Raw genomic sequence first — 12,470 nt, forward strand, 5'->3', positions numbered from 1 at the left:
GCGGAGGGGGTCTCCTGTCGGGCCAGCGGCCAGGGGGCCGATGGACGCTTGCCGGTGTGACGCTAGGGGAAAAGCCCGTCCGCCCACAAGCCGCCTGAGGCCTGCCCTCGGGTCCACCCGGCCCATGGCCCACCGGCAGGGGAGGGGCCGGGCACGCGCCGACCTTGCCCCCCCAGCCCTGTCCCCTTCCACGGTCGCACCTAGCTTTTGGAACAGCGGAGGGACCGATTGCATCACGCACACCCCTCCGTCGCACTCACACAGGAGATTCTCCCATGAAGAAGCTGGTTGGGGTTTTCGCGGCGATGGCGCTGCTGGGGTCCGGCGCGGCTCTGGCGAACGATGACAAGACCAAGCCGCAGCAGGACCCTGCGGCCCAGGGTGGCTCGGGCACCTCAGGTACCGGGAGCACGCAGCAGGACAGCTCCATGCAGCAGGACAGCTCCATGGGGGGCTCTGGCTCCACCATGGGCTCCAGCGCCATGGGCCAGAAGGAGCTGAGCGGCAAGGTGGTGAAGGCCGAGAGCAGCAAGGTCTTCGTCCAGGACGCGCAGGGCGCGGTGGTGACGCTCGACATCGACAAGAGCACGACGTTCACCGACCCGACGCTCAAGAAGGCCAAGGACCTCAAGGAGGGCCAGGAGATCCGGGCCAGCTTCGAGGTGAAGGAAACGAAGAACATGGCCAAGAGCATCTCGCTGTCGGGCACCGGCGGCGCGGGCACGGACGTCATGACGCCTGACCCGACCATCAACCAGCCCGCCCCGGACACGGGCACCCAGGACCCGGGCGCCCCGATGGAGGAGCCAGGCACCGGCGGCTCCGGCATGGGGACCGACAAGAACAAGGACATGGGGACCGGCACCTCCGGGGACAAGAGCACCAGCCCCGACACGTACTGAGCCCACGGACCCGTACCCGTGACGCACGTCTTCCCCCGAGACGGGGATGAGCAGGGCCCGCGGCCTCCACAGGTCGCGGGCCCTGCTTGCGTTCACTTCATTCAGTATTGACTGAATGGTCTGAACGAACTAGATGCCGGGCGCCACCCTGGCCCTTCGCGGACGTCTGTCGCGCGCGGCCTCCTCGGGTGAGACGGAGGCCGGGAATGAAGGAGCTGGGCGCCGCGGAGCAGCGCTTCATCGAATCGATGGGGCTGTACTTCGAACGGCAGGGCAGCACGCGCATCGGCGGGCGCATCCACGCGCTCCTGATGCTGACGGACCAACCGCTGTCGCTCCAGCAGATTGCCCGCGTGCTCAAGGTGAGCGCGGCCTCCGTGTCCACCAACATCCGCGCCAGCATGGCGATTGGACTGGTGGAGCCCGCCAGCGTGCCCGGAGACCGGCAGCACTACTACGTCGTGAACAACGACGGCTGGGAGAGCCGGCTTCGCACCGCGGAGGACAGCGTCAAGGCGTTTGTCCGCGTGTGCCAGGAGGCCCTCCGCGCGCCGCAGCTCGCGCACAAGCAGCACCTGCTCGAGGCGGCGGACTTCTGTGAATTCTACCTGGCCGAAATGGCCGGCATCGCCGAGCGGTGGCGCGCCTCGCGCGGCGCCCGCCCCTCGCCCCGCACCCCCAAGGCATCGAAAGGACGCACCGCATGAACGCCGCAGTCGCGCAATCTCCCATCGTCTCCATCACCAACGTGACCAAGGACTACACCCTCGGCAAGGTGGTCGTCCCGGCGCTGCGAGGCGTGGATCTCCAGGTGCATCCCGGGGAGTTCATCTCCATCGCCGGCCCGTCCGGCAGCGGCAAGACGACGCTGCTCAACCTCATCGGCTGCGTGGACACGGCCACGTCGGGTGTCGTCAGCGTCGCCGGCCAGGACACCAAGCAGCTCACGGAGCGCCAGCTCACGCACCTGCGCCTGCACACCATCGGCTTCATCTTCCAGAGCTTCAACCTGGTGTCGGTGCTCAGCGTCTTCCAGAACGTGGAGTTCCCGCTCCTGCTCCAGCGCAAGCTGGACAAGAACCAGCGCAAAGAGCGGGTGAATCAGCTGCTGGAGCAGGTGGGCCTGGCCCATCACGCCAAGCACCGCCCCAACGAGCTGTCCGGCGGCCAGCGTCAGCGCGTGGCCGTGGCGCGCGCGCTCGTCACCCGGCCCCAGCTGGTGCTGGCGGACGAGCCCACCGCCAACCTGGACTCGGTGACGGGCCAGCACATCATCGACCTGATGAAGGAGCTGAACCAGAAGGAAGGCACCACCTTCATCTTCTCCACCCACGACGCCAAGGTGATGAACCACGCGAACGCCGTGGTGCGTCTGGCGGACGGCAAGATCCTGGACCGGCTGACCCCCTCCGAGGCGAAGCGGGCCCTCGCCGTGGGCGCGGAGGGTCACTGACATGGGTCAGCTCCGGTTGCTGATGCAGGTGGCCTTCCGCAACCTGTTCACCAGCAAGATCAACATCCTCATCGGCGGCATCATCTTCTTCGGCACGTTGCTGGTGGTGGTGGGCGGCGCGCTGCTCGACAGCATGGACAGCGCGATGAGCCGCAGCATCATCGGCAGCGTCGCGGGCCACCTCCAGGTCTACTCGGACGACTCCAAGGACGAGCTGAGCCTGTACGGCGGCATGAGCGGCGAGCCGGACCTGGCGGTGCTGGACGACTTCAGCCGCATCAAGCCCGTCCTGGAGAAGCACCCCAACGTGAAGACGGTGGTGCCCATGGGCACCAGCGGCGCGCTCATCACCTCCGGCAACACCGTGGACCTGACGCTCGCGCGCCTGAGAGACCTCTACAAGAAGCGCGCGGAGGAAGGCGAATCCCCTGCCCTTCGCGCGAACCTCGACAGCGTCAAGTCACACGTGCGGCAGATGGTGTCGCTCATGGAGGAGCAGCGCAACAAGAGCCGCGAGCTGCTCAGCTCCGCCGCCGTGGACCCGCTGGAGGTGGAGGCCCTGGCGCGCGCTCGCACCGACGCGTTCTGGGACACCTTCGAGCAGGACCCGTTCGCCTCGTTGGAGTTCCTGGAGAACCGGATCGCCCCGCAGCTTCCGGACGGCGACCTCCTGGACATGCGCTACGTGGGCACGGACCTGGACTCCTTCCAGCGCACCTTCGACCGCATGGAGATTGTCGACGGTCAGCCGGTGCCCCAGGGCAAGCGCGGCATGCTGCTGTCCAAGTTCTATTACGAGAACTTCCTCAAGCTGAAGACGGCGCTCCGGCTGGACAACATCAAGCAGGAGCGGGACCTCAACCAGAAGCGCATCGACACCGACCCGCAGCTGCAGCGCTGGGTGAAGGAGAACCAGACGCAGCCACGGGAGATCCTCTTCCAGCTGGACCCCATCAAGACGGGGCAGGCGGTGGAGCGGCTGCAGAAGGTGCTCGGCAGCAAGGAGGCCTCCCTGGAGAAGCTCCTGTCGGAGTTCCTCACCACCACCGACGACAACTTCGACACGCGCTACCAGCAGTTCTACGCGGAACTCGCGCCGCTCTTGGAGCTGTACCGCATGCGCATGGGTGACAACCTCACCATCACCGCCTTCACGCGCACCGGCTACGTGCAGAGCATCAACGTGAAGATCTACGGCACCTATCAGTTCAAGGGGCTGGAGAAGTCCGCCATGGCCGGTGTCATCAACCTGATGGACCTGATGTCCTTCCGGGAGCTGTACGGCTACCTCAGTCCGGACCGCAAGGCGGAGATCGCCGAGCTGCAGAAGAACAGCGGCCTGAAGGCGGTGGACCGAGCCAACGCCGAGGAAGCGCTCTTCGGCGAGGAGAGCGGCAACACGCTGGTGGCGGAGGCCACGCCGGGACTCATCGAGGACTCGAAGGCGTTCGAGGGTGCCCTGGGCTCGCTGCGCCGGGACGACCTGGCCTCGCGCGTCTACTCCCAGCAGGAAATCGAGCAGGGCGTGGCGCTCAGCGCGGCCATCATCCTCAAGGACCCCGAGCAGCTCCAGCAGACGATGGAGGAGCTGAAGCAGGCCTCCACGGCGGCGGGGCTGAAGCTGCGAGTGGTGTCGTGGCAGCAGGCCGCGGGCCTCATCGGCCAGTTCGTGCTGATGGCGAAGCTGGTGCTCTACTTCGCCGTCTTCATCATCTTCATCGTCGCGCTGGTCATCATCAACAACGCGATGATGATGGCCACCCTCCAGCGCGTGCGCGAAGTCGGGACGATGCGGGCCATCGGCGCGCAGCGCTCCTTCATCCTGAGCATGGTGCTGGTGGAGACGGTGCTGCTCGGCTTCGTGTTCGGCGTGGGCGGCGCGCTGCTCGGCAGCGGCATCATGAGCGCGCTGGGCAGCGCCGGCATCCCCGCCGGCAACGAGGCGCTGTACTTCTTCTTCTCCGGTCCCCGCCTCTATCCCACGTTGAGCGCCGGCAACCTCATCGCGGCCTTCGTGATTGTCCTCCTGGTGTCCGCCATTTCCACCCTCTATCCCGCGTTCCTCGCGACGCGGGTGTCGCCTCTCCAGGCGATGCAGACGGACGAGTAAGGCCATGTTCCAACTCTTCCTCATCGCATTCCGAAACCTCGGCACCCACCGGCGGCGCACGCTGCTGCTGGGCGGCGCCATCGCCGGCGTCACCGCGCTGCTCGTCATCCTCATGGGCCTGTCCACGGGCATGAAGGAGACGATGCTGCGCTCCGCCACCACGCTCGCCACCGGCCACGTCAACGTGGGCGGCTTCTTCAAGGTCACCGCCGGCCAGGCCGCGCCGGTGGTGACGGCCTACCCCAAGATTCTCGAGCTGGTCCGCAAGGAGGTGCCGGAGCTGGACTACGCCGTCCAGCGCGGGCGCGGCTGGGCGAAAATCGTCAGCGAGTCCGCCTCCATGCAGGTGGGCGTGGGCGGCATCGACGTGAAGGACGAGCCGGGCTTCCGGCAGGTCCTGCAGATCCACGAGGGCAACCTGGACGGGCTGAACGAGCAGGGCACGGTGCTCCTGTTCGAGAAGCAGGCCAAGCGGCTCCAGGTGAAGGTGGGCGACACCGTCACCATCTCCGCCCCCACCATGCGCGGCACCAACAACACGGTGGACGTCCGCGTCGCCGCCATCGCCACCGACGTGGGCATGATGAGCGACTTCAACGTCTTCGTCCCGTCCAACACGCTGCGCTCGCTGTACCAGCTGCGCGACGACACCACGGGCGCCCTCTACCTGTACCTCAAGGACGTGAACCAGGTGCCCGTCGTCCAGGCGCGGCTGCGCACGGTGCTGGCGGACGCGGGCCACCAGCTCATGGACAATGACCCTCGCGCCTTCTGGATGAAGTTCGAGGTCGTCAACCGCGAGGCGTGGACCGGGCAGAAGCTGGACATCACCAACTGGGAGGATGAGCTGTCGTTCATCACCTGGACGCTCACCGCGCTCAACGGACTGACCGGCATCCTCATCTTCGTGCTGCTGGTCATCATCGGCGTGGGCATCATGAACACGCTGTGGATCGCCATCCGGGAGCGCACCCGGGAGATTGGCACGCTGCGCGCCATCGGCATGCAGCGCACCCGGGTGGTGGCGATGTTCCTGTTCGAGGCGATGACGCTCGGGGCGCTGGGCACCCTGGCGGGCGCGCTCATCGGGCTGGCCGTCTGCCTGGGCGTGGACGCCGCCCACGTGGGCGTCCCGGCGGCCGTGGCGATGTTCATCATGTCGGACCGGCTGCACCTGGTGGTGAACGCGGGCTCCGTCGTCGGCGCCATGGTGTTCATCACCACCTGCACCACGCTCATCTCGCTGATTCCCTCCTTCCTCGCCGCGCGCCTCAAGCCGGTGACGGCGATGCACCACATCGGATGAAATCCATGAGCCTCAAGAATCTGCTGTCCGCCGCGGCGCTGTCCGTGGCCATGTTGTCCGGGCCCGTGGCGCTGGCCCTGGAGCCGGCCGCCATGACGCAGATGCTGGCGACCATCGATGACCGTCAGCGCAACGGTGGCGACTACAAGTCGCTCATCTACATGGAGCAGAAGGAGAAGGACAAAACAGACAACGTGCGCGAGGCGTTCGTCTACCGGCGCGACGCGGACGACAAGCTGATGATTCTCTTCAGCAAGCCCAAGACGGAGGCCGGCAAGGGCTACCTGAGGATGGACAAGAACCTCTGGAGCTACGACCCCAACGTGGGCAAGTGGGAGCGGCGCACCGAGCGCGAGCGCATCGCCGGCACCGACAGCCGACGCGCCGACTTCGACGAGTCCCGTCTGGCCGAGGAGTTCGACCCGGCCTACGAGGGCGAGGCGAAGCTGGGCAAATTCACCGCCCACAAGCTGCTCTTGAAGGTGAAGCCCAACGTGGATGTGGCCTATCCCCTGGTCAAGATGTGGATAGACAAGGACACGAACAACATCCTCAAGCGCGAGGACTACGCCCTGTCCGGCCGGCTGATGCGCACCGCGCTCTATCCGCGTTGGAAGAAGATCTTCAGCGAGTCCAAGGGCGCCGACGTCTGGTTCCCCGAGGAGATCCGCTTCTACGACGAGGTGGAGAAGGCCAACTCCACCATCATCCTCATCAAGTCCGTGGACCTGCGCCCGCTGGAGGCCAACCTCTTCACCAAGGCCTGGCTCGAGAGCAAGAGTCGATGAGCCCGCGCAACCTCACCCTGGCCACGGCCCTGTCCGTGGTCCTCGCCGGCACCACCGCGCTCGGGCAGTCCGAGCGGCCGGACGAGAATGCCCTCTTCGGGGGCGAGGACGACAAGCCCGCCCAGGCCGACACGCCCGGGGAGCCTCCCACGACGGGGCGTCCCAGTGACGACGAGGTGTTCGGCGAGGACCCCGCGCCGTCCGCGGGAGCAGACGCGAGCAACACGGGCGACGCGACCGAGCGGCAACCGCCGCTGACCCCGGCGCCGCCCGAGCCGGGAGACCGGGACTCGCAGGCGCTGTCGGGGCCGGGGACGCGCAGCGCCTTCGATTCCGATGAGGCCGTGGACGACCCGCTGAAGATTGGCGGGCAGTTCTACATGCGCGGCTTCGCGGCGGCGACGGAGGGGACGTCGTTCGGTGACACGTCGTTCTCCGCACCCACCCTGGTGGACGGGTACTTCGACGCGCGGCCGATGGACCGGCTGCGCGGCTTCGTGGTGGGGCGGTTGAGCTACGACCCCACCGTGGCCACGCAGACGGGCACCACGACCAACAACACGCCGTCCAATCCTCGCGTGCTGCTGGACCAGGCCTGGCTCCGCTTCGATATCGAACGGACCCTGTTCCTCACCATCGGCAAGCAGCATGTGAAGTGGGGCACGGGGCAGATCTGGAACCCCACCGACTTCCTGTCACCGCAGCGGCGCAATCCGCTGGCCTTCGTGGACCTGCGCACCGGCGTGTCCATGTTGAAGGTCCACGTTCCCTGGGAGGCGAAGGGCTGGAACTTCTATGCCATCGCGGTGATGGATGACCTGGGCACCGATGCGGGCGCGCTGCTCGACAACACGGGAGGCGTTCCGCCCCCCGTGGAGGCCGACCCGGTCAACCGCCTGAGCCGTATCGGTGGGGCGCTGCGCGCGGAAGTCGTCCTCGGGCCCGCCGAGTTCGGCGCCAGCGCCGTGGCACAGCGGGGCCGCAAGCCGCGCTTCGGGTTCGACCTGTCCTCGGCGTTGGGTCCCATCGATGTCTACGGAGAAGTGGGCATCAAGAAGGGCACCGAGCGCCCCTTGTACCGAATCCCCGCCGGAACCACGTACGAGGAGATCATCAAGGACACGTCGCTGGTGGAGGCCTATGTCCCCTCGGGGCTCACGCCCCAGGTGACGGGTGGCGCCAACTACAGCTTCCCTTACGGCGACAACGACATCGCAGTGCTGGGCGTGGAGTACTTCTACAACTCGACGGGCTACACGAGCTCCTTCGGCTATCCGTACCTGATCGCGGAGGACGCCTTCCAGCCGCTGTATCTGGGCCGCCACTATGGTGCCGCGTACCTGTTCCTGGACCGGCCCGGGTCGCTTGAGCGCACGTCCTTCAACTTCTTCACGCTCAGCAACCTCTCGGACAAGTCGTACATCAGTCGGATCAACGTCACCCACCGCGCCCTCAGCTACCTGACGGTCGAGGCCTATGGCGCCGTTCACTACGGCCACAAGGGTGGTGAGTTCCGACTCGGCTTCTCGGTGCCCGACGTCGTCGTCGGCGAGAAGACCTTTCATGGCCGCACCCTGGCGGCGCCCACCTTCGAGCTGGGCGCGGGGTTGCGCATCAGCATCTGACGCGGACACCTCGCGCAGTGGAGTTTCAGGGACCGCGTCTCCTATTCCCGGGGACGCGGTCCTTCGTTTTCGGGGGCAGGTCGCCGCCCGGGCGGGCCAACGAGGGGCGCTTGGGCCGACGAGGTGCCGGAGAATTCATGCAGTGAACATCCTTCCGGCATGCACCTGTGGATCGCCATCGCCGCCGGATTGAGCCTCGCGCAGGGTCAGAGCGAGGCGCCCTACCCTTCCCCCACGGATCCGTCCAACAGAGGCCCTGCGGCTTCGGCCCTGCGGGATGCGAACGAGCAGGCCGCCGAGGCAGCGGACGGCGCATGGCTCCCTCCCAACTACGTCCTTCAATCTCCGATGGCGGATGGGACGGCGCCCTATGGGCCCTACAGCATCACGCCTGCTCTTCCGGATGGCGATGCCCCGTCGACTTCCGGCGAAGTGGCTATCGACGAAACGTATCGGAACTATGAGCCCATCCCCGCCGAGGTGCCGGAAGGCACGGGGGGCAGTGGGACGGATGACTCCGATGCTTCATCAACGGCCTCGGCGACGACAGGCGGAGATGCCCCGGGCGTGGGTGGTTCGGGCAATGTGACAACAGGACAGGGGGCGGGCTCGGATGACTCGGGTGATGCTCGGGTTTCGCAGCCAGGTGGCTCGAACACCGAGGCCGTGGCTCCGTCGTCGGCATCGCAGGCTGGCGGGCTGGATGGAACGGCCGGCACGGCGCCGCAGCCCCCGCTTCAGAGCGGACAGGACTCGTCCGACGTTTCAGGCACGGACAGCGCTGGCCAGACAGGAATCGGTGGTTCTGGCACGGATGCCACGACCCAGCCCAGCACTCAGGGCTCGACCGGCGACTCGGACACGAGCGGGACGACGGCTCCCGTGGACCCCATGGGGACTGGTGGCGCGGGTACGAGCACCACGACGCAGCCCGATAATCAGGGCACGACCGGTGGCTCGGGCACGAGCACCACGACGCAGCCCGATAATCAGGGCGCGACCGGCGGCTCGGGCACGAGCACGACGACACAGCCCGATAATCAGGGCGCGACCGGCGGCTCGGGCACGAGCACGACGACACAGCCCGATAATCAAGGCGCGACGGGGGGCTCCGGTACGGAGGCCACGACACAGCCTGATAACCAGGGCGCGACGGGTGGTTCCGGCACGGAGGCCACGACACAGCCTGATAGCCAGGGCGCGACCGGTGGTTCCGGCACGAGCACCACGACACAGCCTGACAGCCAGGACTCCCTCGGTGGCTTTGGGCCGACTGAAACAGAGCAACTCGATGGACAGGGAGGCGCGGGCACGTCGGGCGACACATCGACCACGCCGGCTCAACCACAGCAGCAGTCTTCCGTGAGCGGGCAGCAGAATGGAAACACCGCCGCGAATCCTTCGGCCCAGGCCACCAAGCCCGCCACGGACGCTGAGGTGACGCAACTGCGGAATCGCCTTCAGCAACTCGAGGAAGAACTCAAGACACGAGACACCCAGATTGAACAGAACGCCCAGGCCACGCAGCAGCAAGTCGACACGTTCGGCGAGCGCGCGGTCGAAACCGAGCGCTCACGTCAGCAGCGGCTCGCCGCCATCCAGAGCGCGGGGGAGTGGATGCTCGCGGCGGATGCCGCGCTCCAACAGGGCGAGGACGATGTCGGCAACGCGCTGGACATCGCCGACAGCGCCTTCGCCAGCGTCCGCGACAGCGCCTCCGAGTTCGGCCAGGGGACTGTCATCGTTCATGCTGAACGCGCCCGTGCCCTGATCAACCTCGCCCGCGACGCAGCCGGACGCAGCGACACGTATTCCGCGCGACGCGCACTGCAAGATGCCGGCGTCGAACTCAGCCTCGCTCGCAGCGCCAGCCTCGGCAGGTCCGGCACGGGAAATTCGCTGCTCACTCCGTGACGCCGGCCTCGGCAGGTCCAGCACGGCTCACTCCCTGCTCGCGCCGTGACGCCGGCTTCAGCAGGTCCGGCACAGGAAACTCGTTGCTCATTCCGCGACGTCGGCCTCGGCAAGACCGGCACGGGAAACTCGTTGCTCACTCCGCGACGTCGGCAGGTCCGGCACGGGAACTCGTTGCTCACTCCGTGACGCCGGCCTCAGCAAGTCCGGCACGAGCATCTCCCTGCTCGCGCCGTGACGCCGGCCTCAGCAGGTCCGGCACGGGCAACTCGTTGCTCATTCCGTGACGCCAGCCTCGGCAGGTCCGGCACGGGCAACTCGTTGCTCACTCCGTGACGGCGGCGAAGCACCTGGCTCACGAACGAGGCGACCGCACAACGCGGCACCTTCCGCGCACGACACCGGCGAGGCGTCTCACTCACGAGGCGCCTCAACCGATGGTGCGACCTGACGCTCACGGCGTCTCGCGGAAGATGAGCAACCCTCGTGACGAATCCGTCGCGTACACGTACCCATCCCCGGGAACGTTCACGCTGTTGAGCCCCTCGAAGAACGAGACGCCACGGCCAGCGTCCGTCTCACGCCAGGTGTTGTAGTACGCCACCTGCCGCGGCACGCTCGGGTTGCTCACGTCCAGCACCCGCAGGCCATCCTGATAGTGCGCCACGTAGAGCTTCGCTCCCGACAGCGCCAGCGCGCGGATGGAAACCTCCGGACGAATCCGGAACTCACCCACCTGGAGCACGTTCGCCGGAGACGCGACATCCAGCACAGTCAGGTGCGCGTCCCAGTCCTCGCCAGCGGAGAAGGCCAGCGTGCGGTCACCCACCGTGCCCACCGCCACCGTGCGCGACGTGCCACCACTAAACCGCCCCAGCAGCTTCGGCGTCGACGGCGTGGTGATATCCGACACCGTCACGCCGTAGGTCCAGTTGCTCACGTACAGGCGATTGCCCACCGCCATCACATCCATCGGCACTTCGCCACCCTGCGGCTGGGCCCCCTCGACGAAGTAACGGTCCACCAGCTTCGGCTGCACCGGCGTCGTCACGTCGAAGATGAGCACCTCTCCGTTGGGCGCGGGCGACGCCGCGAACAGGAGGTTCCCCTCCACCGCCAGCGACACCACCTCCACCGCCGGGTCCGCCAACGCACGCAGGAAGGCGGGCGCCGCCGGGTTCGCCACGTTGTAGAGGGCCAGGCCATTCTTCTGGCTCGCCACGAAGAGCGTGGTGCCCTTCACCGCCACGTCCGTGTAGACGTCGTTGCCCGGATTGCCCTCACCCACCCGCCGCGCCTCGGCCGGGTTGGTCACGTCGAAGACGAAGAAGCCCTCGGGGCCCGCGGGCACATAGGCGTAGCCACCCGACACCGTCAAATCCCGCGCGGCGCCGCGCGGCAACGCGAGCTCCTTCACCAGCTCCACGCCCGACGACTCGCCTTCGCCCGCGTTGCGCTCCAGGCGAGCCCCCTTGAAGGTGCCCTGCAGGTCCAGCGCTCCGTCCACACACCGACGGAACGTCCCCTCCAGCTTCGTCGGCGCGCTCGCCTCGCAACCCGCGAACGCGTAACGCACCGTGCGGCCATACGTGTCCACCACGTCGGCGGCCAGATAGAAGGTGTCCTCCGTGAGCTGCCGCTCCGTCACCGACAGCCCCAGAATCTGGGCCCCCGAACCTCCCGATAGCTTCAGTGCTCCCACGGAGCCCGTGCCGTCGTTCAGTCCAACATTGACGTTCCACACCCCGGTGGACTGCACCGCAGCGAGGCTTGAACGCTGACAGGCCGACAGGTTGATGGCGGCAAGATGACACTCCGCCTTGTTCTTGGAGTCGTCGTCCTTGCCGCAACCCAGGGCGAGGACCAGCGTGCTGCTCAGTAGGAAGAAGCGTCTCATGGCCCGTATGCATACCGGGCGTTGGAACCCAACGAAAGCCCTTCCCTCTTTCTCCCCAAGGGAGCGGCGACGTCCACCGCCCGGCAAGTAAACGAAAAGAAATTATCGAGGCGCTTGTATAGGCTCACTCCTGAGAGCGAGCCTCCTAGGAAGCACCTGTCTCGCCAGTACCCCACCCCAAGAGGTGACCTTCGTGAACCCCCGTCTCCTCGCTGCCGCCGCGCTGACCCTGCTCCTCCCGGAGCTGGCGTTGGCCCAGGTCTTCGTCGTGCCTCGTCGCCCGGGCAAGACGCCGGTGAACAGCTTCGAGTTCGAGTGGCGGCACGTCGACATCCTCGTGGGCCCACAGGCCACCGGGGTCGCCAAGCCTCCTGACAGGACGGCGCATGAACAGCCGCCCGAGGCACAAGGGGGAGCCAACCCCGACGCGCCCACCACCCACCCCCAGACCGGCGACACGAAGTCAGTCCCGGCG

Annotated in this window: 10 protein-coding genes; 9 read left to right on the forward strand and 1 reads right to left on the reverse strand. The window is 67.1% G+C overall.

Annotation, left to right across the window (positions count from 1 at the left end):
- The first annotated feature begins 275 nt into the window (after positions 1–275).
- The 8 genes from FJV41_RS43030 to FJV41_RS43065 all read left to right on the forward strand — a co-directional run bounded on the left by FJV41_RS43030 (position 276) and on the right by FJV41_RS43065 (position 10,098).
- Entirely contained in the window at positions 276–902 is a 627-nt protein-coding gene (locus tag FJV41_RS43030; RefSeq protein ID WP_141648438.1) for a hypothetical protein, read from the forward strand.
- 206 nt (positions 903–1,108) lie between these two features.
- Positions 1,109–1,609 (forward strand): GbsR/MarR family transcriptional regulator, encoded by a 501-nt coding sequence (locus tag FJV41_RS43035; protein ID WP_141648439.1) that lies wholly within the window; start codon positions 1,109–1,111, stop codon positions 1,607–1,609.
- Positions 1,606–2,355 (forward strand): ABC transporter ATP-binding protein, encoded by a 750-nt coding sequence (locus FJV41_RS43040; protein WP_141648440.1) that lies wholly within the window; start codon positions 1,606–1,608, stop codon positions 2,353–2,355. The genes FJV41_RS43035 and FJV41_RS43040 overlap by 4 nt, the downstream gene beginning before the upstream one ends.
- A 1-nt stretch (position 2,356) precedes the next feature.
- The gene (locus FJV41_RS43045; protein ID WP_141648441.1) at positions 2,357–4,465 is read left to right on the forward strand and encodes an ABC transporter permease; all 2,109 of its coding nucleotides are present in this window, start codon (positions 2,357–2,359) and stop codon (positions 4,463–4,465) included.
- Positions 4,466–4,469: 4 nt separating this feature from the next.
- The gene (locus FJV41_RS43050) at positions 4,470–5,771 is read left to right on the forward strand and encodes an ABC transporter permease (RefSeq protein ID WP_141648442.1); all 1,302 of its coding nucleotides are present in this window, start codon (positions 4,470–4,472) and stop codon (positions 5,769–5,771) included.
- A 5-nt stretch (positions 5,772–5,776) separates the two neighbouring features.
- Positions 5,777–6,559 carry an outer membrane lipoprotein-sorting protein gene (locus tag FJV41_RS43055; protein ID WP_141648443.1) on the forward strand — a complete coding sequence of 261 codons (783 nt, stop codon included), beginning with the start codon at positions 5,777–5,779 and terminating at the stop codon, positions 6,557–6,559.
- The gene (locus FJV41_RS43060; protein WP_181791327.1) at positions 6,556–8,184 is read left to right on the forward strand and encodes a hypothetical protein; all 1,629 of its coding nucleotides are present in this window, start codon (positions 6,556–6,558) and stop codon (positions 8,182–8,184) included. Before FJV41_RS43055 ends, FJV41_RS43060 begins: the two co-directional genes overlap by 4 nt.
- 159 nt (positions 8,185–8,343) lie before the next feature.
- Positions 8,344–10,098: a hypothetical protein gene (locus FJV41_RS43065; protein ID WP_141648444.1), complete on the forward strand. Its 1,755-nt coding sequence runs from the start codon at positions 8,344–8,346 to the stop codon at positions 10,096–10,098.
- A gap of 454 nt (positions 10,099–10,552) precedes the next feature.
- On the opposite strand, the gene FJV41_RS43070 is transcribed toward FJV41_RS43065, so the two are convergent.
- A complete protein-coding gene (locus FJV41_RS43070; RefSeq protein ID WP_141648445.1) occupies positions 10,553–11,995 on the reverse strand; it encodes an LVIVD repeat-containing protein in 1,443 nt (480 codons plus the stop codon).
- Positions 11,996–12,188: 193 nt separating this feature from the next.
- On the opposite strand from FJV41_RS43070, the gene FJV41_RS43075 reads away from it, so the two are divergent.
- The coding region (locus FJV41_RS43075) for a hypothetical protein (RefSeq protein WP_181791329.1) at positions 12,189–12,470 on the forward strand (282 nt) is incomplete at its 3' end.

The sequence above is a fragment of the Myxococcus llanfairpwllgwyngyllgogerychwyrndrobwllllantysiliogogogochensis genome (assembly GCF_006636215.1).
Lineage (GTDB): Bacteria > Myxococcota > Myxococcia > Myxococcales > Myxococcaceae > Myxococcus > Myxococcus llanfairpwllgwyngyllgogerychwyrndrobwllllantysiliogogogochensis.